A 24,760-nucleotide genomic window follows, 5' to 3' on the forward strand; every position below is an offset into this window, starting at 1 on the left:
AAATTCTATTCAACTGTTACAGATTTTGCTAGATTTCTTGGTTTGTCAACGTCAATGCCTTTAGCTGTTGATGTGTAGTAGGCCATTAGTTGGGCCGGGATTACTGTTAGGAGTGGGTAGAGGATGTCTAGGGTCTCTGGCACTTCGCAGATTTTTTCTGTTATTTTTTCCATCCTTGCGTCTTTGTGGGATGTGATTATAAATACATTTGCTCCCCTTGCAACTACTTCCTCTACATTTGATAGGCTCTTGCCTGTGAGGTTTTTCTGGGTCATTATTGCTATGACTGGAGTTTTTTCTTCTATAAGCGAAATTGTTCCATGCTTTAATTCCCCTGCCGCAAAGGCTTCTGTGTGAATATAGGATACTTCCTTGAGCTTTAGGGCTGCCTCGATGCTTGTTGCATAATCAAGCCCTCTGCCTATATAGAATAGACTTTGTTGGTCTTTTATTTCTCTGGCAAAATCTTTTATTATTTCATCCTTGGCTAGGATTTGGTCGATTTTTTCTGGAATTTCCTTCAAATTTTCAATTATTTTATCGTAATCATCTTTAGAAATCCTAACTAATTTCCTAGCAAAGTCTAGGGCGAGTAGGTAGAGGTTTAGGATTTGGCTGGTGTAGGCTTTAGTTGATGCTACTGCAATTTCTGGTCCTGCATAGCAATAAATAGACTTGTCTGCTTCCCTGTCCATGGATGACGCCAAGGTGTTTGTGATTAGAAGGGTTTTTGCTCCTTTTTCCTTGGCAAGTCTTAGGGCTTTTAGACTGTCTGCTGTTTCCCCTGATTGGGATATAAATATTACCAAAGTTCTTTCGTCCAAAAATGGGTCATTGTACCTAAATTCTGATGCGAGGTCGCATATAACCGGAATTTTAGCAAGTTTTTCTATTGCAACCTTTCCCACAAGTCCAGCATGGTAGGCTGTACCACATGCAACTATATAAATTCTTTGAAAGCTCTCTATTTCAACTTTGCTAAAAGAATCTCCTTCAAAGTCGACTTTGTCATTTTTGATGTTTAAGTTTAAAAGTTCTTTGACAACTGCAGCTTGCTCGTTGATTTCTTTAATCATAAAATGATCGTAACCAGCCTTGGTTGCTGCATCTACTGACCAACTTATCTTTTTGATTTCTCTTTGGATTTCCTTATTATTTTTATCATAAATTGTGTAGCTACCTTCTTTGATGTCGATTATATCTCCATTTTCTAGGTAAATTACATCCTTGGTATACTTTAGAAGGGAAGGGATGTCACTTGCCATTATTATCCCTTCTTCCATAAGACCAACTACAAGTGGACTTTCGACTCTCATGCCAATTAGCCTGTCTGGTTCATCAGCTGAGATTATCCCACAAGCAAAAGAACCCTCAAGCCTATCCTTAACTTTTTTTACAGCCTCTAAAAGGTCCCCGTCATAATATTTTTCTAGTAGGACGGCTATAACTTCTGTATCTGTAGTTGAACTGAAAGTATAACCTTCTTCTTCGAGCTCTTTTTTTAATTCCCTATAATTCTCAATAATTCCGTTGTGAACTACAGCAATTTTTCCATTATTTGAAAGATGGGGATGGCTATTAATATCGCTCGCCTCTCCGTGGGTTGCCCATCTAATATGGCCTATACCAATACTTCCATCAATCGGATTTTCTTCTAGAGCTTTTTTGAGGTTTGCAAGCTTACCTGCCTTTTTAACCACAGAAATTTTGCCCTCATCAATGACAGCAAGCCCCGCCGAGTCATAACCACGATACTCAAGTTTCTCAAGACCATCTACGATTACTTCCCTAGCATCAAGCTTGCCACTATAACAAACTATTCCGCACATAGTGCCTCCTTATTAAATTTTTCATGAGGCCACTGTGTCTTCTCTGTCGCAGAAATTGCTCTCTGCTTTTGTCTAACACTAAGGCTGTGAACCCAGGAAGCTCCCGCCGAATTTTCGATAACTTCCTCCCTCGTCATCCCAAAGGGATCTGGCGCTTTGTTGTTTTTACCTCATTAGGAAATATTATATTCTTTTTTCTTTATTATCCAAGATTTTTATCCGAGATAAATTATCTTTTCACTAGGTGAGTCTATTAATCCAGGATTAACATCTTTTTTATTCAATCCGAGATTGAACTTATCTTATAAATGTTCTAGGTCATTTACATGACCACTCCGTAACTGGGGGAACCCCAAGGGACCTTCCGCAGGGTCCCTCACTGGGTTCCCCCAGGCCCCCTTTCCGCTACACCCCCGAGCGGCCCCTATAGCGGGGAGCAAATAGGGTAGATTTTCTTCGAAAATCTTTTTTAAATATGGTTTTCGTCTTCGTTTTAGTATTTCTATCTTCTTACTTTTTAAAATCCCAATCCTCCTAAAAATTGCAATCTAGTCTGACTTATATTTTTTATTTAAAAATTAGTTCACAGTATTTATTGTTTTCTGTATTCGTAAAAAGCTGTCAGTGCAATTTTCTTTACGGATGCTTGGTATTTTAAAATATATAGTCTTGTGATTTTTTCTTCTTTGTTTGAAAACAAACACTAATTTAGCAATGTTTGGCGAAGCCAAACGAGCCCAGCAAAATCTGGAACTTCGAGACTAATTCTCCTTTTTATTGGGTAAAGATTTCTAATCTAGGGTTGCGTTAAGAAAACTGATTGTTTGAGCGATAGCGAGTTATCAGTTTTTAGCAACCCGACGATAAGAAATCAGTATGAAGATACGTAATCTTATACAAAGTAATTCACTCTACACAAAAAAGCTTGCCGAAAGGCAAGCATCATTATCCGCACTCCGCACAAGGAGCCGCTCGGGGGTGTTGGTCTCCACGAGCCGACGGGCTATTCCAGGATTTAAGGGGAGGCGGGTGATGGACAATTTGCCCAGCGGCCGAGAGCGGCGGAAGGTCCCTTGGGCCTCCCCTTTGAACGGAGCAGCCACGTTAATGGCTAAAAAATATACAAGATATAGTTAATCTAGGATTAACAAAATTGATAATTTATCTAGGATAAAAACTATTAATAGTTTTCTGGAACAAAAAAACCAGAATTTATAAAATCCTGGTTTTCACATGAAATATGCTATTAAAAATATTGGGGCGAGGATTAGGAGAACAAAGGGCATGAAGACCCTCATTGCTGCTAGAAACATTGCTAGCCTATCCCCTTTTTCTAAATTATCTTTATCTAGGAGGGCTTCTTTTTCTTCGATTTCCTCCCTAGTTTTCCCCTTGAACCTGTCTATTGGTCTTTTCATATAGCGCTTATTTCTTCTAATTCTTCAGCTTCTTTGGCTCTACGAGCAAGGTTTGCTGCATGAGCTTTTTCTTTTTCTTCTTCAGATACGTCCATTAGGTGACAGGCTACGTAGTGACCATCGCCAACATCTTTAAGTTCTGGTTCAAAGTTTTTGCAGATGTCCATTGCATATTCACACCTTGTGTGGAACCTACATCCCTTTGGTGGTCTCACTGCTGACGGTATATCTCCTTCGATTACTGCTAGCTCCTGACCTTGGTCTACATCAGTTCTTGGTATAGCTGAAAGTAGGGCCTTTGTGTATGGGTGGAGTGGGTTTGCAAATATTTTTTCAGAGTCTGTAAGCTCTACCATTACTCCTAAGTACATTACACCTATCCTGTCAGATATATATTTTACTACTGAAAGGTCGTGAGTAATGAATAAGTAGGTTAGGTTGTTTTGTTCTTTTAGGTCTTGAAGAAGGTTGATGATTTGTGACTGGATAGATACGTCAAGGGCAGATACTGCCTCGTCACAAACTATAAAGCTTGGTTTTAGGGCAAGGGCTCTTGCTATACCTATTCTTTGTCTTTGGCCACCGGAGAATTGGTGAGGATATCTGTGTAGGAAGTATGGAGCAAGACCACATTTTCCCATAGTTTCTTGGATGTATTCGTTGTAACCTTTTTCATTTCTTGATTTGAAAAGGTTGTGACCTAGTACACCTTCACCAATTATATTTCCTACAGTCATCTTTGTATCTAGAGATCCGTAAGGGTCTTGGAAAATCATTTGTAAATCCTTACGTAATTCTCTCATTTCTTCTTTATTTAATTCTGATAGGTCGATACCTGGATCAAGCTCTTTTTCAAGTTCATTGAACTTTTCCTTATCCCTGAGAGTATCTCTATAAGCCTCGATTTCAGCTCTTTTTTCTTCGACTCTCTTGGTTATGGCATCAGCCTTTTCTTTTAATTCCTTATATTTTGGATCTTCATCTAGAATTTTGTAGTATTCATCCCAGGTTCTTACCATCATCTGAGCCTTTTGCTCGAATTCTTCTATTTCGATATAAACCTTGGCTCTTTCTTTTAAGATTTGGTATTCGTCACTTAGTATCTTTGAAACCTTATTTAGGTCATCTGAAGCAAGAAGTCCACCAGCAATCCTTATCATGTTAAGGTATTCTTCTTCGATTTCACGACGTTTGAACATGGCTTTTTCGTTGTTCATTGCCCTGGCTTCATCAGTTTCAGATTTTTCTAAATCTTCATAAATCTTATTTAATTCTTCTAACTCCTTGTGGTAGTTAGGGAATTTTGATGGAATTTTACTGATCATATTGCCCATGTATTCTGGGGCAAGTTCTTCTAGGGTTTTTCCGTAGTATAGGGTTGTTCCCTCTGTTTGCTCATATATCTGTAGAAGAGTCCTACCAAAGGTAGACTTTCCACAACCTGACTCTCCTACAAGACCAAGTGTTTCACCCTCATAGATGTCTATAGATATAGACTCATTGGCATGGACATATTCGCCCGGGCCCTTGTGAAAAAGACCCTTTTTCTTAAGAGGGAAATATTTTTTAAGGTTTCTTATCTTAAATAAGACCTTTTTGTCTTTATTTTCCATCTTCTCTTTCCTTTCTATTTGGGTAATGGCATCTAATCAATTGATTTTCATTAACTGCCTTTAATTCTGGCATTTCTTTTATACATCTTTCTGTAGCAAACTTACACCTATCAGCAAACTTACAACCTTCTGGTAAGTTTAATGGGTGAGGAACGCTGCCTGGTATTATATCCAATCTCTCATTCCTATCTGAGGTGATAGATGGGATAGAATTTAGGAGCGCTACAGTGTATGGGTGGTTGAAATCTGTTATATCACGTTTGAAGATAAATTCTACTGGTGATTGCTCAACGATTTGTCCACAATACATAACAGCTACTTCATCAGCCATTTGGTTAATAACACCAAGGTCGTGGGTGATAAAGAGGATTGATGTACCAGCCTTATGCTTAAGGTCATTCATCAACCTTAAGATTTGAGCTTGGATTGTTACGTCGAGGGCTGTAGTTGGCTCATCAGCTATAAGGAGCTTTGGCTCACAAGCAAGTGCCATAGCTATCATAACCCTTTGGTTCATACCACCTGATAACTCAAATGGATATTGCTTAGTAACTACATGTGGGTTTGGAATTTTAACTGCCGCTAAAAGTTCCTTAACCCTTTCGGCAGCTTCTTTTTTATTCATTTTTTTATGAAGCATTAGCACTTCAGAAAGTTGTTTTTCTACAGTAAATACAGGGTTTAAAGAACTCATAGGTTCTTGGAAGATCATAGAAATCTTATTACCCCTGATATGCTCCATTTGGCTTGTATTATAGTCGGAGATTTTCTCCCCTTCGAAAATTATCTCACCACCATAGATTTTTTGATTAGATTCAAACAACTGGAGAATACTCATCGCTGTCTGACTCTTACCAGATCCAGACTCACCTACAAGACCCAAAGTCTTACCCTCATCAACAGAGAGGGTAACGTCATTAACAGCCTTAATTAGACCACGTCTAGTAGAAAAGTAGGTATGAAGATTGTTTATTTCAAGTAAGCTCATAATTTCACCTATCTCTCGTTTGCTCTTGGGTCAATTGCATCTCTTAGGGCATCACCAATAAGGTTAACTGAGAATGATGTCAAGAATACTGCTAGGGCTGGGAATACCCATCTCCACCAGTAAGTGTTAAGTACATCTGAACTTTGGGCAGCTGTAAGCATATTGCCCCAAGAAGGTGTAGGCTCTTGAACACCAAAACCTAAGAATGAAAGACCACTTTCAGTAAGAAGGTTACCTGCATAACCAATTGTCGCATTTACTATTACAATTGAAAGGACGTTAGGGAGTATGTGCTTAACCATGATCGACCAGTCCTTAACACCAAGGGCCTTGGCCGCAGTAATATAGTCCCTCTCACGTTCTGCAAGGATTTGTCCACGCACCAAACGGGCAAGTCCTGTCCAACCTAAGACACCCAAAAGAATCATAACCATAGTTATTCTTTGCTCTTGGCTAGCTCCTGGTGGGAGAAGAGCTGATAGGGAAATAAGCATTGGATAGAATGGGAATGACGCAACAATCTCTGAAATCCTCATCAAAATATTATCAACTCTACCACCAACAAAACCTGAAACCATACCTATTAAAACACCAAGTCCAATTTGGATGATTGACGAAATAAGGGAAATGATCATAGTCATCTTGCCACCATGGATAAGTCTTGTAAAGATATCACGACCTTGGTCATCTGAACCAAACCTAAAACCGTTTAGTCCCCAAGTTTTAATTTTTCCTTCTTTATCTACAGCATAGTTATTAAAGTAATTTTCAAATATTTGAGAAAATTCACCTTCTGGTGTTTTAGTTTCTCCGTAATTATCAACGCCCCATTGATATAATTTTCCATTTTCATCAAGAGCTGATAATACAGAATCTCCGGCTTCAATATCTACGATTTTAGCATCGAATTTTGGTACAAAGTCACCAGATAATTTATCTCTAGATGGTCCCCAAACATAAAGTTTGCCATCTTCTGTAAGAGCCGCAGCAGAATTTGCAGTAAGAACTGCCTTCTTAGCCTTAACCTTGCCTTCCCTAAGTTCAGCAGGCATAGCTGTATCATTTTCTGCACCTCTAACACCCAGAAGATCAACAGACCCATCTTTTTTAACAACAATTACATTTATAGTATTACAATCAAAATCTACAATCTGTCCTTGAATCTTAGAAGGAATCATATCAAGTCTTGATGCTAAGGTAGAACCCCAAATAACAATATTGTTAGCCTTAGTTAGAACCACTGAATATTGGGTACCCCCACCAATTTTTGCTATACCTTCTTTTTTGATTTGAGCTGCCTGCATACCAGGCACTTTTGTTTGGTCGAAAGTCTTATTACCCCAACCATATACATTATTATCATCAGTAGCAACAAGAATGTGTCTATCACCAGCTGCTACATCTATTATCTTTTTACCCTCTAGATTATTTTTAACTCCTTCAGGCATAGAAAGGACCTTATCCTCGTTATCAGAGCCCCAATAATATATGTTGCCTTCTTTTGTAAGACCTACGGCAAAAGTGTTACCTATAGAAATCTTTTCAACACCTTCTTTTTCCATTGCACTTGGATAATTCATATATCCAGCACCTGGGGCTACGTTTGTTAAGTTACCTTGAGAATAATATTGGTTAAATGGTAATAATTTTGAACCTACAAAAATCACAAGAACTATAGCTATAAACATAGCAAGCCCAATAACACCAAGAGGGTTTCTAAAGTAATTTCTAATAGCAACCTTACCTGGGCTCATGATAGCTTCTTCTTTTAGTTTGTCATTTTCTGGTTCCTTGTCAGGTCCACCTTGACTATTTGCATGAACATCTGTATTTGGTTCCTTTTCATTGTTAGGAGTTGGGATATCATCTTCCATGCCAGTCGCAAAAGTAAACCCTCTTAAAAAATAAGTTTTTAGGAAGCTAAGATAAGATTTAAATGGTTTATTTATTTTTCTATTCATATTAAGCCTCCAACTTAACTCTTGGATCTACTAGGGCGTAAGCTATATCCATCAATAGGTTTCCTAAAAGGGTAAGGATGGCATAAAACATTGATAGGGCAAGAATGATATTGTAGTCTTGCGCCATTACCGCAGTAATAAGCTCATTACCTATTCCCCTGTAGGAAAAAATCCTCTCTGTAATAGCAGAACCTGAGAACATACCAAGTACTGCCCATGTCAACGCTGTAACTACTGGAATTAAAGCATTTCTAAAGGCATGAGAATATACAACTGTCTTTTCTTTTAAACCCTTAGACCTAGCTGTTCTGATATAGTCTTGGTCAAGAGCATCTAACATAGAATTTCTTACATACCTAGAAAGGGACGCAAGGGATCCTACAGTTAAGGTCAAAGTAGGTAGGGTTAGATATTTTAACCATTCTGCAAAAGCATTAACCCTAGGCATACCATTTGCAGGGAACATCTTTAACCTAAAGGCAAAGAAGAATATCAAAATAAGTCCAATAAAGAAGGTCGGTACAGATAGACCAACTAGGGTCAAAGTCTGGGCCGTCTTGTCGAAAATGCCTCCCTTGTGGGTAGCCGACCTAATTCCTATGAGCACCGAAAGCACAAAGGAAATTACTGTAGAACCTATATTTAAATAAATTGTATTTTTAAGTGGTTCGGATAGGTACTCTTTAACTGGTCTTCTAACTCTAGTAGACTCACCAAAGTCGCCCTTAAGGGTCCTACCTAGCCATCTAACATATTGTTCTGGTAGAGGCTTATCGTAGCCATACCTAGCTTGTAAATTCTTATACATCTCTTCTTTTTGTGCCTTGGTCATCCTACCTGTAGTAGGGATCATAGCCTGGATAGGATCTCCTGGCATCGCCTTAGAAAAGGCAAAAAGCATGATAGATATTATAAGAGCTACTGGTATTAAGTTTAAAATTCTCTTAACTATATAACGTAACATATATATCCTTCCTGTTTTGATTTGGACGGGCTTTTATGTATTGGTCAACGTTTCAATTAATTTTGGGCCCAGTCCTCAATCATATAATTTATACCTACAATAGTATTATATTTAGACGCTTTTGTCAACCTTAAACTTTATAAAAATCCTATTTTCTCCCAAATGATAAGGGCTCTTTCTAGGTTTTTTTGTATATTTATAAAGTTTTGTAAATATTGATAAGGATAGCTAGCATAAATTTTTATTTACTGTAAGTCATATTTTTTTCAAAAAAACCTAACAGCTAAATTAGTAATTACTTGCCTCGCTAAATTTTTTTAATAATTACATTTATATTATACTCTATTTATTTCATCTTTGCGGTAGCTTAGCACATTTAATTAGACATGATTTAATCCTTTTATACAAATTATTTCTCAAACTCTCAAAATATTTTTCACTTTAGTATAAATTTTAAGATAGCCCCTCTAAGCTTCCAAGCTAATAATATAATTTCTTTTAACCATCATCTTTTTCTTTTTCATAAAAAAAGACAAGACCAGCTGGCCTTGTCTTATCTATTTTCTTATTTTTCTAAGCTCATAGCATTGATTTGGTATTCAGATTCCCAAACTGGTGTGTTGATATCGAATCCCTTAACTCTCTTTGTATAACCTGTGTGGTATTGGTTAGAGTATAGAGGAATTTCTGGTAGATAATCGTTGTACCACATTTCGAATTCTTCCCAGTTATTTAGGTAACCTTCTTTATCTTTTGGATCTGTTTGACGAAGTTTAACTGTGATTTCGTCAGCTTTTGGATCATTTGTTCTTGTCTTGTTGTCAGATCCTTTTGAGTTGTATTGGTACCATGGATCGAATGGTGTACCAAATCCTGTACCCATGTTGAATGCTGTATATTCAGCATCTTCTTTTGGGTTAGTGTAGTAATCAAGTAGGGTTGCAAATGGACCAGCTGTTACGTTGTATTCCATACCTACTTGCTTAGCATTTACTGGAACTTGGTTTGAGATAAGGGTTGTGATTGGAGATTCATCTGAACCGTATTGATTAACTTGAAGTTTCTTACCATCTTTATCATATCTGTAATATTCGAAACCATCTGGGTTTTTAGCAAATTCTTCATCAGCTTTTTTCTTATCCCATGGAGTTTTTCCATCTTTTTCGAATGTGTATGGAGTCGCATCAAGAAGTTTATTAGCTTCATCAAGGTTTAATTGATATTTCTTAAACTTAGGATTTGCTTCAAGATCTGCTCCTCTTTCCTTATACATCCATTGGCTTGTACCGTACATACCGTTGGTTACAACACCGTAACCACCTGCGAATGATTGTACAAAGTTATTTCTATCCATTAGGTGAGCGATAGCTTGTCTAACTTCTTTATATTTTGTAGCTCCTCTGTCTGTTAAGAATGTTACGTTACCATAACCATTTCTTTCAAATGTGTTGTAGCCACCGATTTTACCTTCGTCTGCTGCAGCTCTCATTTGATCGATTAGTGGACCTTCGCCTTCTGCTTCCCAAATATCGATGTCGCCATTTTCTAGTAGGTCGATTGCGATTTTTTTGTTTACGTATTGAAGAATTACGTGTGGAATAGATGGTTTTTCGCCTCTGAAGTTACCTGCATAGTTTTCGTTGATGCTCATTTTGATCATGTTGTTTCCAAATGAATCAAATTTGTAAGGTCCACATGTTACAGTTGGTTTAATCCTGTATTCGTTGTATTCCTTAATCATAGCATCTTCAATAAGCATGCTTGTTGGGTCGATATCGCCTTCTTTTCTCTTTTCAAGTTTAGCTATATCTTCATCGTGAGCTTTTTTAGCTTCTTCGTAAGCTTTTTTCTCATCTTCTTTTGCATCAGCTTTTGGTGCTGGGTTGTTTTCTTCGAAATCTTCTTTAGATTTTGCTATTTGATTGTCGATATTTTCGATGTATTTTTTCTTATCTTCTTCAGTTGGTTTGTAACCTTCTTTAGCTACTATCTTGTTACCTTCTTTAGATACAGCTAGGTTGTCAGATACAGCGTGCATTGGATATGGTCCGAAGGCTTTTAGAGCTGCTTCTTCATAATATGGTAGAAATGATGCATCAACTGTTACGCTGAAAGTATAGTCATCAATCTTCTTTAGACCGTCAAAAGTATCTTTTTTACCACTCTTGTATGCTTCATAGCCCATTAGTGGGTCATCACCGATTGATGTTGATCCTGTTACTAATTGGTATGATGGATAGGTGTGAAGTAAGGATCCAAATAGGTAGTCATCAGCTGTAACTGGTTTACCGTCTGACCACTTAAGGTCTTCTTTAATCTTGTAAGTTGTTGTTTCAGATCCATCAGCATTTTTAACAACTTGTGGATCTTCTTTAAGAACGGCAGCATTGTTAACCCATTGACCACCTTCGTCTTGAACAACTGTACCGTATCCGTTATTTCCTTCGATTCCTAGGAATCTTCTAGCCTTAACGTCCATTGAGTTGTTTGTCCAACCTTGTAGGAAGTCTCCGTTAAACTCTTGAACAGCACCGATTACTAAGGTGTCATCAGCAGTTTGTTTGTCAAAAGAGTCAAGCTCTGCCTTGTCATCTTTTGCTTCTTCGCCATCAGCTGGTGCTTCTTTATTATCAGCTGGAGCTTCTGCTGCCTTGTCGTCTTTTTTTTCTTCGGCATCTTTTGCCTTATCTCCACCACAAGCAACTAGAGTTGCAGCTAGGCCTAGGGCCATAAGTGATGAAAATACTCTTTTCATTTTCATAAATTTTCCCCCTAAAAATTAAGTAACTTTTTATAGTATAGTATTTTATCTTATTAAACTGAATTTGTCAAGTTTGTGAGCCTTTGACCTTTCAGTTTTTTGCATAAATATTCTAATATCCCACCAATTTTTCAATCATTTTCGAGTTTTTCTTTGCATTTTTTTTCAAATCACTTCATATTCCTTTCGAATCTAAGATATAATATGGGGTTTTTGTAAACTCTTTACGCAAATCTAATTTCAAAAAGTTTTTATAATGAATTCGATTGTATAATATACAAATTTTCCCACAACAAAAGCAAGGATAAATCCTTGCTTCGTTGTGTACTTAATTTAGTTAAGGGTAACTTATTTCTCTATTCTTATAGCATTAATTTGATCATGTGATTCCCAAACTGGTGTATTGACGTCAAAGCCTTTAACCCTCTTTGAGTAACCTGTGTGGTATTGGTTAGAGTATAGAGGAATTTCTGGTAGGTAGTCGTTGTACCATTTTTGGAATTCTTCCCAAGCGTCTAAGTAGCCTTCCTTATTTTTAGGGTCGGTTCTACGTAATTTTTCTGTGATTTCATCTGCCTTAGGGTCGTTTGTCTTTGTGTGGTTATCTGGACCCTTAGAAGAATATTGATACCATGGATCGTATGGTGATTCAAATCCTAATCCCATGTTGAAGGCTGTATATTCAGCATCATCCTTTGGATAGTAGTAAAGATCAAGGAGTGTTGCAAATGAACCTGCTGTTACATTGTATTCCATACCTACTTGTTTAGCGTTAGCAGGTACTTGATTTGAAATTAGAGTTGTAATTGGAGATTCATCTGAACCGTATTGGTTAACTTGAAGTTTCTTTCCTTTTTCATCATACCTATAGTAATCAAATCCATCTGGGTTCTTAGAATATTCTTCATCAGCTTTTTTCTTATCCCAAGGTGTCTTACCATCTTTTTCAAATTTATATGGTGTTGCATCCAATAATTTGTTTGCTTCTTCTAGGTTTAGGGTGTATTTGTTGAATTCTGGGCTTGCTTCTAGGTCAGCTCCTCTTTCCTTATACATCCATTGGCTTGTACCGTACATACCGTTAGTTACTACACCATATCCACCTGCGAATGATTGAACGAAAGAGTTCCTATCCATCAAGTGAGCGATAGCTTGTCTAACTTCTTTATATTTTGTAGCTCCCCTATCAGTGATAAATGTTACGTTACCATAACCATTTCTTTCAAAGGTGTTGTAGCCACCGATTTTTCCTTCGTCTGCTGCAGCTCTCATTTGATCAATTAGAGCACCTTCTGCTTCAGAATCCCAAATATCGATGTCGCCATTTTCTAGTAGGTTGATTGCGATTTTGCTGTTAACTGTTTGTACGATTACGTGTGGAATTGTAGCCTTATCACCCTTGAAGTTACCTTGGTAATATTCGTTTAGGCTTAGTTTTGCCATGTTGTTTTCAAAAGAATCAAACTTGTATGGACCTGCAGAAATCTTTGGTGCTGTCCTATATTCGTTGAATTCTTTTTGCATAGCTTCCTCAATTAGCATGCTTGTTGCATCAACATCGCCTTTCTTACGGCCTTCAAGTTCAGCTACTTTTGCTTCTTGAGCTTTTTTAGCTTCTTCATATGCTTTCTTTTCTTCATCTTTTGCATCTTCTTTTGGTGCTGGATTGTTTTCATCAAAGTCTTCTTTTGATTTAGCTATTTGAGCATCGATGTTTTTAACGTATTCTTGTTTTTCTGCATCTGTTGGTTTGTAGCCATCTTTAGCTATAATCTTGTTTCCTTCTGGTGCAACAGCTAGGTTTTCAGAAATAGCTTGGGTTGGGAATGGGCTTATTACCTTTAGGTATTCTTCCTCAAAGTATGGTAGGAAGGAAGCATCTACAGTTACCTTGAATGTTTGATCGTCAACTTTTTGTAGACCTTCAAATACATCCTTGTCACCATTCTTGTAAGCTTCATAACCCTTTAATGAGTTTGAACCTATATTAGTTGATCCTGTTACCAATTGGTAAGAAGGATAAGAATGGAAAAGTGCACTAAATAGGTAGTTATCAGAGGTTACTGGTGAACCATCTGACCATTTCAAATCTTTTTTGAGTGTGAAAGTAGTTGTTTCTGATCCATCAGCATTTTTAACTGTTTCTGGCTCTTTGTCTAGACATGCAGAGTTGTATTGCCATTGACCAGCCTCATCTTGAACAAGAGTATCATATGAGTTATTGCCATAGATACCGATTAGTTTTCTAACCTTAACATCGTAAGAGTTGTTAGACCAACCTGGGTAGAAGTCTCCACTCATTTCAGATGTACCAATTACAAGAGTGTCATCTGCAGTTTGTTTTTCGAAAGAATCTAAGGCTTTTTTATCATCATCTGAAAGTTCTTGCCCCTCTTTAGAATCTTCTTTTTTATCGTCTGCTTTATCAGCTGCTTGATCTTCTTTCTTATCAGCAGCATCATCTTTCTTAGCTTCATCTCCACCACAAGCAACAAGGGTTGCTGCAAGGCCAAGGGCCATCATGGAAGAGAAAATTCTTTTCATTTTCATTTTTTCCCCCTAAAATTTTGTTTAGCTTTTATAGTTTATTGTTTTATTATGATGATGTGAGTTTGTCAAGGGTTATTTTCGTATTTATTTTTATTTGGTTTTATATTTATTCAAACATCTATCATTATTTCAAGGAATATGTTAAAAAATTTTGTATCTTCTTTCACATTTGACAATACTGTATAGCGCTAAACCTCTTTATGCTAACTAGGAAAAGCCTTATCATTATTTTTTATTTTTTAACTCGTTCTATTCTTTTATTAGTATAATATGCAAAAAATAATTTTAATTTTTTTCATAAATCAATATATTAACAAAGATTTACACAAGAAGAGGTGGTTTTAAATTAAAAAATCCCGGGAAGATGAATTGTCCTCAAAAAAGTTAGACCTAAAATCTAATTTAAGGATATCAATATTCCCGAGATTTTTTTATGTTTAATTTCTTCTTAAGTTTTATTTTTAATTTCTAAGCTATCCCTTCTTTACTTGATTGGAAACCTAGAAAACTCAACTTTGTTTCAGATACTATTATAGCTATAAAGATTAGGGCAAAGCCTATGAGCTTATTTGTTGTTAATGACTCAATTCCCATAAATACTGGAATTATGATGCCAAAAATAGATTCGGTAGCCAGGATTATGGCGGCTGAAGATGCTGATGCATATTTTTGTCCGATATTTTGTAGGAGGAGGGCAACAGTTGTGCACATTATAGCAAGGTAGCCTACTCCAAAAATGGCTTTTTTACTTAAAACCATGGCAGAATTATCTTCAAATACAAGGGTCACTATGATTGATAAGATTGCTGCCATTGTGAATTGTAAGATGGTCATAAGGATTGGGTCCTTGCCCTCAGATAATTTTGTGACTGCTACTATGTGGGCCGCGAACAAAAGTCCTGCTAATAGGGCAAGTCCATCACCAATTATGGCTTCTCTTCCTTGGTCAAAAACCGAACCTCCCTTTCCACCTGCCATGGATACAAAGTATATGCCTGCAATTGTAAAGACTGCTGCAATGATATTAAACCTATCAGGTTTTTTACTAAGGGCAAACCATGCCAAAAATGGTACGATTACGCAATAAGATGCAGATAAAAATGCAGACCTTCCTGGGTCTGTATATCCTACACCAATTGTTTGGATAGAGTACGCCATAAACAAAAACACTCCTATTAATAAACCATTTTTGATGTCGTGTTTGGTCATAGCCTTTAGTTTTTTCCAAAATATTATTGATAAAATTATAGCTGATACAGTAAATCTTATAGCAAGGATCATGTTAGGTCTAAAGGTGTCGGATGCTAATTTAACTACCGTTAAAGAAGAGCCCCAAAGAATCGCTACTATTAATAACATTATCTTGCCTAAGAAACCATTGTTTATATTTTTCTTTTCCATAACTTATTAATTCATAATCCTCCTTATCTTATTTTTGGTTTCTACACACCCTAACATTATACTTGTGCCTTATTTTCTTAGCTATTTTATTAAAAATTTTTATATAAAAAATTTATTAATCATAAAATTACCCACAAAAAAACTAGGTCAATCTGACCTAGTTTTTGTTTTATTATTTTTTATCAACGAATCGCCTATCAGACTTACCACCTACTAGCCTAAAGTATTTTACAGGTCTGCCTGACTTATCTCCCATGTTTCCTATCCTTGGAGTGATTGAAACTCCATTACCTGAATAGTTCATGTGGATAATTGTATCTTCGTTTTTATTTAAGATAAAGCCTGTGTGGCCGCCCTCACCTAAGGACTTGCCTGGAACACCTGCTACGAATATATCGCCATAGTCTATCTCATCTGGGCCTATTTCGTACATTACCTCTCCCTTATCTCCCATAGAAAATAAGGTTTCGGTATTGCCTACATAGGCATCTGATTTTAAGAATCCACCATAGATTAAGGATCTGAACACTGCTGATGAACAGTCTGCTGATTTTTCTGTAACTCTTCCACGACCCATATTGTAAGTCATGCGTTTGTTTTTAGCATCAAACATCCATTGCATTACGCAGTCGATGTCCTTATCGCCTACTACAGTATAGCCTGCAATCCTTGCAATGCCCTTTTCATCTGTCTTGTATATGATTCCATTTTGAGTATAGGTAGAATTTAAAAGTAAACCACCATTGTCAAAACAATATAGGTTGCCATTAATTTCCCAAAGGCCCTTTTGGATATAGCCTGATTCATTTGTGTGGAAGGTCTTACCTTCAAAAGTTACCCACGAATCCTTAATAATTTGAGATATACCCTTTTCATCTGTGATATAATATTGACCATTAGTTATGGAAGGTCTACCAGCAATCATTGCTCCAGTATTATAGTTAAATACATAGGTATTTCCGTTAACTTCAACTGCACCCTTAGCGACAGTGCCGTCTTCCTTAACCCAGTAAGTTTGGCCATCAAGAGCAAACCACTTGCTTTTTGGATTTGTAACTATACCTGAGGCATTAACTTCATAATACTTGTTTGAAACAATCATTTTTTTGTTGGTTTGAAGTTTGCCGTCATTATCAAACATGAAGTCATTGTTACCAATCCTAGTTACACCCCTGGCTACCTTGCCATTACCGAGTACCCTATAGATATCATTATTAACATTGACCCACTTATTAGCAACAGTCTTCATCCTACCAGTCTTGTCTACTTCATAGTAAGAATCTTTGGTAAGAACTTTTTTGTTTCTCTCAAGAATACCATCTTGTGAAAAACAGAACTTAAACTTACCAATTTGGTTAATACCCTTAAGGATATTTCCATTTTTATTGTTGTAATAAATGTCTTTGCCAATATTTAGCCACTTATTCCTAGGATTTGTAATAGTACCAAATTTATCAGCCCTATATATCCTACCATTGACCTTAACATTAGCATTTCTAACTAATTTATTGTTTATATAATAGTTAATCCTATTATTCTTTTTAACAAAATAACCACCAGCAGAACCTGTGTAGTAATTTTCTTCTTCAATCTCGCTTTGTTCGCTATGAAGGTCTTTAACCTCGCTAGAAAGAGACTTTTCTTCTTTTAAAGCCTCATCAAGATCCCTATTGTCATAGTAAATAATACCTGGAATTCTCTTCTCAGCAGGAGTCCCAGTTTCTACTGTTGGAATGGCCTTAGGATCAACTTGTCCATCCTTAGACTTATCCTTAGCTTCATCAAGAGCCTTAGTCGCATCCTTATCAGTTTTTTCAAGACTTGAAAAAGTAGAATCAGCGCTAGGTTTAACTTCATTAAAATCTAAGTTATTATAAGACTTACTTTCTATTTCTTGAGTTTTATCAACAAGTCCTTCATTATCCTCGCTAATCTTATCCACACTCTCTTTGACAAATACATCTTCATTAGCATAGGCATTATCAGCTAGGTTAATAGCGGAAGTTATAAATAATGTCGAGGCGAGCAGGACAGTTTTATTAATTTTTTTCATTGTCTTTTCCCTCTCTTATATTACAATTTAATTACAGGCATTCGTTCTCTATTCTAAAATCTACCCCTATTATATAATATTTTCTAAGAAATTGCAACAAAAAGGTTACAAATTTGTAAAGATTTTATATTGCCTAGAAAAAATCCTACATCTTTTTGATAGCTTTATAAAATTCATTAAAATGGTATCATTATATATATCAATTTATATAATTACGGAATTAAAAAGGATGGAAATATGAATAGAAAAACAATAATCCTAGCCCTCGCCCTAGGCTTTGTAATAACAGGTTGCAAAGGAAGCGACCTACCAGAATCCAAAGTTTCTGAAGAAACCATAGCCAAGGCCCTAGACGGCAAGGTTGACTTAGAAAAAGAAAAAGAGCAAGAAGAAAAGGAAAAAGAAGCACCTAAAGATGAGAAGGCAAACGAAAGTAATTTTGAAATTACAGGCAAAAACCTTAAAAAACTCATGGTAAACATAGGAGAATTTGACCCATCACTTGCTAGAAAACTAGATGACGATGAACTAATAGACCTTTACAAAAAATGTGAAGAAATGAGCGAAAGAACTGGATATTGGGACGTAAAAGACTTCTTCTTCCAAGAACTCGCAGGCCAATACCCAGACAAGTCACTTAAATTCCCACTAAAATCAATCGAAACAAAATACTACTGGAAAAAAAGCACAGATGATTCTATAGGTGATAAATTCAAATGGGAAAGAAACCTCATGGTAGAAAATGGTGCAGACTACAACCAAATTTGGTCATTCACAGACAAAGAAGTAGAAAAAGCCTTCCACGAAGCCTATGACAAAGACCCACTAGCCTACTACGACGACTACGTAAAAATGGCCCAAGAAATCCTAACAGGATCTACAGATGAAAATGAAAATAAAGACGAAGAAACAGGTGCAGCAAATCCAGAAGACTACAAAGACCTAATCAAATTCGGTTCAAACGAAAGAGACTACGAGGCCCTTAAGGAAGCCATGGTAAACCACTATGAATTCAAAAAAGAAGTCGTAGATAAAATTCCAAACAAAGATATAGACCTAGCCTACACTAGAGCCCAAAAACGCCTAGAACAAACAGGCTTCGGCGACATCGGTCTCCTCTTTGATGAACTAGGCAAACTCTACCCAGGATCCTCAACCCTTTATACAGGAAAAAACTAAAATAAGCACAAAAAGACGGGAATTTCCCGTCTTTTTCGCATCTAGATCTATTAATAATCTTTTTTCTAAATTATAAAGATTTGCAAACAATAACTTTGCCTAGATTTCCTATAATTTTTATTTTATTTTTCTAAGACCATTATAATCAAGCTTGTAGACCTGGTCAAAAACTTGATCTATAAAATCCCTATCGTGGGAAACAGCAATTATCGCTCCTTTATAGGCTTTGAGACTTTCTATAATCTCTGGTTGGGAAAGGGGAGATAGGTTTCTGGTCGGTTCGTCGAGGATTAAGACTTCAGCCCCTTCCACATTCATTTTTGCAAAAAACACTTTGGCTTTTTGACCGCCTGATAAGCTTTTAAGGCTTCTTTCCATTTCTTCCCTTGAAAAATTTAAGCTGCCAAGAAGATTTGAAACCCTTATTTTTTCTTCCTTACTATCTTGCTTTACAAGGTAGGAAATAGGAGTTTCCTTATCTTCTAAATATTCAAAATAATCTTGGGGCATATATCCTATTTTCAAATCAGAATTTTTTAAGCTTTTATAAATCTTTTTTAAAAGACTAGTCTTACCCGCACCATTTTTACCTACTATACAAATTTTTTGAGGTCCTCTAACTTGTATCTCAATATTTTTAGAAAGATTTTTTCCTCCAACCCTTAGCTCATTCATTTTAAAATCTAAAACTACTTTGGCTCTTGGAATCTCGATATTATCATCAAAAAATATTCCAATCGCATCCTCAAAATCAGGTCTTGGAGTGAGCTTTTCCTTTTCCTTTTGAAGTCTTTTTTCCAAAGATTTTACAGAAGCCATCTTATCCTTTAGATTTTTGCCCTCAGCATCATTTTTTGTCGTATTTATGGCGTATTTTACAGAATTGTAGACCCTTCTGTACCTTTCTTCCTTCTTATCAAATTCTTCTCTTTCTTTGCTTGCCCTTGCATTTTGTATCCTTATCTGATTTTCCCTTTCTTTTATATATGACTCATAGCCACCGTTAAATACAGTATGTCTTGGGACTTGGCGCCTGTGAACTTGCTCCAGGTGAACAAGCCTATTTGCCACTTCCCTCAAGAGAGCTGGGTCATGGGAAACAAAAATCAAAGAGATTTCCATTTTTTTCATAAGATCGGTAATAATTTTAACCGATTCATAATCCAAGTCATTGGTCGGTTCATCAAATAAAAATAAAGTCGGATCTTTTAAAAGTTCAAACAAAAGAAGGATTTTAACTCTTTCCCCGCCTGACAAATCCGATAATTTTATGTCTCCAAAAATCAAATCTTCATCCAGACCAAAATCATCCAAATACTTGTAAAATTTATTATAATCTATAAGGCTTGGGTCAAGGACTTGGTCCATGTAGTCGTGAACTGTCATTGCCAAGAATTTTTCATCAAGGCTTTGGGGAAGATAGGCTATAATCTCGCCTTTTTTGTGGATTTCTCCCCTTATTTGAGCATAAGTTTCAACTTCTCCCCTATCAACTATAGTCTTTAAAAGAATCGACTTGCCATTACCCTCTTCACCAATAAGACCTACCTTATCGCCTGGATTTAAGGCTAGGTTGAAATTTTCCAATAATTTCCTATCATCTTTAATCAAAGTTATGTCTAAGTTTTTTATCTGTAACATATATCCTCCTAGGACGATATGCCACATATGAATAATATTTACCACAAAAAAAGTCCGTCCCAAGTGAACAGACCTATCCCAAAAAGAATAATCTTATCCACAATATGGCATACCAAAACACACCAAGGCAAAGCCTCAGCAAAATCAGTATCTCTTTCCATATTGCTTATAAAATCATTTCTATACAATTCTCCTTATTCGTTTATAACTTTACTATACTACTTTTATAATTTTTTCAAATCTCAGATTTAAAAGATTCTAACTGACAAGTTTTGATAAAAATATAAATTTTTTTGATAAGGATTATTATAAATTCAAATACAAATTCCAATACTTGACTTTTTTCTTGGATGAATTACAATTTAGTTAGAAAGTATTACTTTCTAACTAAAGGGGGATTCATGTTTGTTGAACTAAAAGCTAAATCACAAGTTACCATCCCAAAAGATATTGTAAATTCTATGGGCTTAAAACAAGGAGACCAATTTGAAGCAATTGAAGATAATGGGAAAATTATCCTTGTTCCAGTTGCAATCTATCCAGAACACGTCATAAAAAATTTAAAAGCTCAAGTAAATGAAATTAAAGAATCTATAAAAAATGGTAAACAGCCAGTATTCGATTCAATCGACTCTCTTTTTGAGGAATTAGATAAGTAATGGCTTATAAAATCACTTATTCAAAAGCCTTTAAAAACATTATAAAAAATTATCTGAAATAGAAAAGAAACAAACTAAAAAGAAAATTAAATTTTTCGTCGAAAATCCTACCCATTCATCTTTAAGAACCAAGAAAATACAAGATATTGATGACATATGGGAATCTTCTATAAATATGGATATCCGAATTATTTGGTTTTACGAGAATGATGAATTAATATTTCTCTTAATACTTAAACTTAACATTCATATAATAGAGATATTTAAAGACAATGGTACGAATTATACTAAGCTATTCTAAAATCGTAAGTATAATCTCAAGTATAAAAAATCCTCCTAATTAGTTTTAATTCTTCTTAATTAGGAGGTTTCTGTACATATTTTTTACAGTCTATAGATACCCATTAGTATCAAATATATCATACACTTTCATTGTATTTAAAATTTACATATAATTTCTCATATATCTATAGCTTATTTTTAAAGCATTAAGCCTATCTTCAAGGCTATTTTCAAAACTTCTATCTTCTATTTCGACTACAACAGGTCCATTGTAACCTATTTCTCTAGCTGATCTTATAAATTTTGACCAATCTACATCTCCATGTCCTGGTATTTTAGGAATTGTATAAAAATTTGGAGGGACAAGCCTTCCATATTCATTTAATTTTTCTCTATCAATTTTCATATCTTTTATATGGAGGTGGTAGATTTTATCTTTAAATTTTTTGAAAAATTCTTCATATTCCATATCTTGAATAATATGGTGAGAAGGATCAAAGTTGATTCCTATTTTTTTATATTTGAGCTTTTCAAATATTAATCTAAAGTTATGTGGCGATGAACCAAGATTTTGACCACCCGGCCATTCATCATAGGTAAAAAGCATCGGACAATTTTCTATACCTACGGCTATGTTTCTTTTTTCTGCGTGTGCAAGGATAGGATCCCATACAGAATTCAATTCATTGATATTATCTTCCAAGTTTCTATCTGTCATTCTTCCTATAAATGTATTTACAAGACCGATTCCTAATTTATCTGCTGCATCTATAACTTTTAGCAAATGATTATTATAAAATTCTCTTTTTTCTAGATCTTGATCCATGTTGTTTGGATAGTATCCTAGAGCTGATATGCTTACATTTTTTTCTTCACAATATTTTTTTATATAGGATATTTTGTCTTCTGTTAGGTTACAAACATCTATATGGGTTACTCCACCATATCTTCTTTCAGATTTTCCACTTGGCCAACAAGCTACTTCAACTGTTTCGTAACCAACTTCAGCTGCAAAATCTATAACTTCTTCAAAGGATAAATCTGGTACTATTGAGCTTAAAAAACCTAATTTCATTTTATTCCTCTCTTTTTTCTAAATATTTTTGTAGTAAAACAGCACATATTATTATTGCACCTTTTATAGCTCCTACTAGAAATGAATTTACTCCCAATAAATTCAACATGTTGTTTATAATTCCAAGTGTTAGCGTTCCAAACACTGTTCCTATTATTGTTCCATAACCACCAGACATTCTTGTTCCGCCTATTACTACAGCTGCTATGGAGTCCATATCATAGGACAGACCTGATGATGCCGAGTTCATACTACCTAGCCTTGATGCTTCCATTAAAGATGCAAGAGCAACTAGAAATCCTGCTAAAACATAGGTTAGCATTACAGTTTTTTTGGTGTTTACTCCAGATAGGTTTGCTGCTTGTTCATTACTTCCCGATCCATATATATATCTTCCAAAGTTTGTTTTTTTCATTATAAAACCTATGGTTAAGGATAGTATTAACCAATATAAGACAAGAGTTGGGATTATTCCTAAAATTTTTGTGTTTGATATTGCCAAAAATTGGTCGACTTTAGTTCCTTTTGCTAAAATTCCACCACCATGATAAAAATATTGGCTTAACGACCTGTAAATACTTGTAGTTCCCAAAGTAACTATAAATGCTGGTATTTTAAAGTTTGATATTAAAACTCCAGATAAAAGTCCACTTAAAATTCCAACTACAAGGCTTGCAAGTATTGAAAGTAAAATGCTATCTGTTGTATTTAATACAGTAATTCCTATAAGACCAGACATGGCAAGTTGTGATCCTACGGAAAGATCTATTCCACCAGTTATGATTATCATAGTCATTCCCAAGGCTATAATTCCTATTACTGCGTTGTTAAGAAGTATATTTGTAAAATTTCTTAGACTTAGAAATGTTGTTCCTTTTACCAAAACTGCTATGAAAAAAATTACCAAAAAAGCAATTATGGAGCTATAGTCCGTAAGCCTTAATTTTTTCTTTTTTTCACTCATTGTCTCCTCCTGTTGCTATTGTCATAATATGTTCTTCCGAGAAATCTTCTCTTTGAAGTTCTTTTCTTATTTGCCCATGGAACATAACATAGGCTCTGTCACAAACTTCCATTATTTCATGAGCTTCATTCGATAGGATAAAAAAGCTTATTCCTTCTTCAGCTAATTCTATTATATGGTGGTAAATTTCAAATTTCGCACCTACATCAACCCCCTGGGTCGGATTATCAAGTATAACTATTTTAGGATTTATACTTAAAGCTCTTGAAATAATTACTTTTTGTTGGTTACCACCCGAAAGTGATGTTATTAAATCACTAAAACTTGCCAACTTTATATTAAGTTTATCCTTAAAAAATTTGTTTTGTTTTTCTATTTTATCATTTTCAATTATTCCATTTTTACTCAAATTTCTAAAATTTGATATATTAAGATTGTCAGAAATTGACAAATGTTTTATTATGGAGTTAGTTTTTCTATTTCTTGGAACATAAGATATTTTTCTTTGTATGGATTTACTAGTTGAATTACATTTTATTTCTTTATCTTCAAAAATAACCTTTCCTTCATACTTAGGCTTATTTCCATAGATAGTTTCAAAAACTTCACTTCTTCCATCGCCAAGTAAACCCGTTACTCCAACTATTTCGCCCTTTTTTATACTTATATTTATATCTTCAAACTCTTTGTCCCTACTTAAATTTTCCGTCTTTAAAATTACAGGGCCAAGTTTTCTTTTTGTATAAATATTTTTATTGTCAACGTCTTTCCCTACCATGAATTTTGCAAGATCAGATTCTTTTAATGAAGAATTTATTTGCCCCATTTTCACAAGTACTCCATCCCTTAATACCGTATATGAATCGCATATTTCTAAAACTTCATTTAACTTGTGAGATATAAAAATGATTGCTATGCCTTGATCTTTTAGCTTTCTTATAACCTTAAAAAGTTCCTTTATTTCATTTTCACTAAGAGATGATGTGGGCTCATCAAGGATTATAACCTCAGAATTTTTCATAATTGCTTTTGATATTTCAATTACTTGTTGGTAGGATGAATTTAGATTATTTACACGTAAGGTTGGATCAATTTCTACCTGTAATGTTTTTAATATATCTTTGGCATTCTCATTCATTTTTTTATTATCAAGAAAAAATGATTTTTTAATTTCTTGACCAAAAAATAAATTTTCTGCTACAGTTAAATCTGGTATTAATGCTAATTCTTGGTGGACAAAGGAAATTTTTTCTCTTAAAAATTCCATACCCTTGTTATCTTTATCTACCTGCTTTTCTTTATAGAAAATTTGGCCAGAATCATAATCTATGACACCAGCAAGTATATTCATAAGGGTCGTTTTCCCCTACAATGTCAAGCAATTGTTACATAAAATTAGACGATATTTCTATCGCCTAATTT

At 35.2% G+C, this 24,760-nt stretch carries 16 protein-coding genes and 1 pseudogene; 2 read left to right on the top strand and 15 right to left on the bottom strand.

Annotated features, from left to right (window positions below; genetic code table 11):
* Positions 1 to 5 precede the first annotated feature (5 nt).
* The 10 genes from glmS to HMPREF0072_RS11190 all read right to left on the bottom strand — a co-directional run bounded on the left by glmS (position 6) and on the right by HMPREF0072_RS11190 (position 17,538).
* On the bottom strand, positions 6 to 1,829 hold the full coding sequence (gene glmS, locus HMPREF0072_RS09375; RefSeq protein WP_004829855.1) for a glutamine--fructose-6-phosphate transaminase (isomerizing): 1,824 nt from the start codon (positions 1,827 to 1,829) through the stop codon (positions 6 to 8).
* A gap of 1,229 nt (positions 1,830 to 3,058) precedes the next feature.
* Positions 3,059 to 3,247: a hypothetical protein gene (locus HMPREF0072_RS09380; protein ID WP_004829859.1), complete on the bottom strand. Its 189-nt coding sequence runs from the start codon at positions 3,245 to 3,247 to the stop codon at positions 3,059 to 3,061.
* Positions 3,244 to 4,860 carry an oligopeptide/dipeptide ABC transporter ATP-binding protein gene (locus tag HMPREF0072_RS09385; RefSeq protein WP_004829861.1) on the bottom strand — a complete coding sequence of 539 codons (1,617 nt, stop codon included), beginning with the start codon at positions 4,858 to 4,860 and terminating at the stop codon, positions 3,244 to 3,246. Before HMPREF0072_RS09385 ends, HMPREF0072_RS09380 begins: the two co-directional genes overlap by 4 nt.
* Entirely contained in the window at positions 4,850 to 5,848 is a 999-nt protein-coding gene (locus HMPREF0072_RS09390; RefSeq protein WP_004829864.1) for an ABC transporter ATP-binding protein, read from the bottom strand. Before HMPREF0072_RS09390 ends, HMPREF0072_RS09385 begins: the two co-directional genes overlap by 11 nt.
* Before the next feature lie 8 nt (positions 5,849 to 5,856).
* Entirely contained in the window at positions 5,857 to 7,809 is a 1,953-nt protein-coding gene (locus HMPREF0072_RS09395) for an ABC transporter permease subunit (protein ID WP_004829866.1), read from the bottom strand.
* Between the two features lies 1 nt (position 7,810).
* Positions 7,811 to 8,773 carry an ABC transporter permease gene (locus HMPREF0072_RS09400; RefSeq protein ID WP_004829869.1) on the bottom strand — a complete coding sequence of 321 codons (963 nt, stop codon included), beginning with the start codon at positions 8,771 to 8,773 and terminating at the stop codon, positions 7,811 to 7,813.
* Positions 8,774 to 9,338: 565 nt separating this feature from the next.
* Positions 9,339 to 11,534, bottom strand: coding sequence for an ABC transporter substrate-binding protein (locus HMPREF0072_RS09405; RefSeq protein WP_004829872.1), 2,196 nt, complete (start codon positions 11,532 to 11,534; stop codon positions 9,339 to 9,341).
* A 348-nt stretch (positions 11,535 to 11,882) separates the two neighbouring features.
* A complete protein-coding gene (locus HMPREF0072_RS09410; RefSeq protein WP_004829874.1) occupies positions 11,883 to 14,084 on the bottom strand; it encodes an ABC transporter substrate-binding protein in 2,202 nt (733 codons plus the stop codon).
* A 468-nt stretch (positions 14,085 to 14,552) separates the two neighbouring features.
* Positions 14,553 to 15,485: a DMT family transporter gene (locus tag HMPREF0072_RS09415; protein ID WP_004829875.1), complete on the bottom strand. Its 933-nt coding sequence runs from the start codon at positions 15,483 to 15,485 to the stop codon at positions 14,553 to 14,555.
* A gap of 172 nt (positions 15,486 to 15,657) precedes the next feature.
* Positions 15,658 to 17,538, bottom strand: coding sequence for a peptidoglycan amidohydrolase family protein (locus tag HMPREF0072_RS11190; RefSeq protein WP_004829877.1), 1,881 nt, complete (start codon positions 17,536 to 17,538; stop codon positions 15,658 to 15,660).
* 237 nt (positions 17,539 to 17,775) lie between these two features.
* Between HMPREF0072_RS11190 and HMPREF0072_RS09425 the strand changes: the two genes are divergently transcribed.
* Positions 17,776 to 18,717 (top strand): hypothetical protein, encoded by a 942-nt coding sequence (locus tag HMPREF0072_RS09425; protein ID WP_004829880.1) that lies wholly within the window; start codon positions 17,776 to 17,778, stop codon positions 18,715 to 18,717.
* A 117-nt stretch (positions 18,718 to 18,834) separates the two neighbouring features.
* On the opposite strand, the gene HMPREF0072_RS09430 is transcribed toward HMPREF0072_RS09425, so the two are convergent.
* Positions 18,835 to 20,358 carry an ATP-binding cassette domain-containing protein gene (locus HMPREF0072_RS09430; RefSeq protein WP_039931412.1) on the bottom strand — a complete coding sequence of 508 codons (1,524 nt, stop codon included), beginning with the start codon at positions 20,356 to 20,358 and terminating at the stop codon, positions 18,835 to 18,837.
* A 401-nt stretch (positions 20,359 to 20,759) separates the two neighbouring features.
* Between HMPREF0072_RS09430 and HMPREF0072_RS09435 the strand changes: the two genes are divergently transcribed.
* Entirely contained in the window at positions 20,760 to 21,017 is a 258-nt protein-coding gene (locus HMPREF0072_RS09435) for an AbrB/MazE/SpoVT family DNA-binding domain-containing protein (protein WP_039931414.1), read from the top strand.
* A gap of 445 nt (positions 21,018 to 21,462) precedes the next feature.
* Here the strand turns inward: HMPREF0072_RS09435 and HMPREF0072_RS09440 are convergent, their stop codons facing one another.
* The 4 genes and pseudogenes from HMPREF0072_RS09440 to HMPREF0072_RS12675 form a co-directional block, all read right to left on the bottom strand.
* On the bottom strand, positions 21,463 to 22,374 hold the full coding sequence (locus tag HMPREF0072_RS09440) for a sugar phosphate isomerase/epimerase family protein (protein WP_004829888.1): 912 nt from the start codon (positions 22,372 to 22,374) through the stop codon (positions 21,463 to 21,465).
* Position 22,375: 1 nt separating this feature from the next.
* Positions 22,376 to 23,338 (bottom strand): ABC transporter permease, encoded by a 963-nt coding sequence (locus tag HMPREF0072_RS09445; protein ID WP_004829891.1) that lies wholly within the window; start codon positions 23,336 to 23,338, stop codon positions 22,376 to 22,378.
* Positions 23,331 to 24,164: an ATP-binding cassette domain-containing protein gene (locus tag HMPREF0072_RS12670; protein ID WP_322785203.1), complete on the bottom strand. Its 834-nt coding sequence runs from the start codon at positions 24,162 to 24,164 to the stop codon at positions 23,331 to 23,333. Before HMPREF0072_RS12670 ends, HMPREF0072_RS09445 begins: the two co-directional genes overlap by 8 nt.
* Positions 24,165 to 24,329: 165 nt before the next feature.
* Positions 24,330 to 24,692: pseudogene (locus tag HMPREF0072_RS12675) on the bottom strand (ATP-binding cassette domain-containing protein); the annotation flags it as partial.
* Between the last annotated feature and the right edge of the window lie 68 nt (positions 24,693 to 24,760).

This window comes from Anaerococcus lactolyticus ATCC 51172, from assembly GCF_000156575.1.
Classification (GTDB): Bacteria; Bacillota; Clostridia; order Tissierellales; family Peptoniphilaceae; genus Anaerococcus; species Anaerococcus lactolyticus.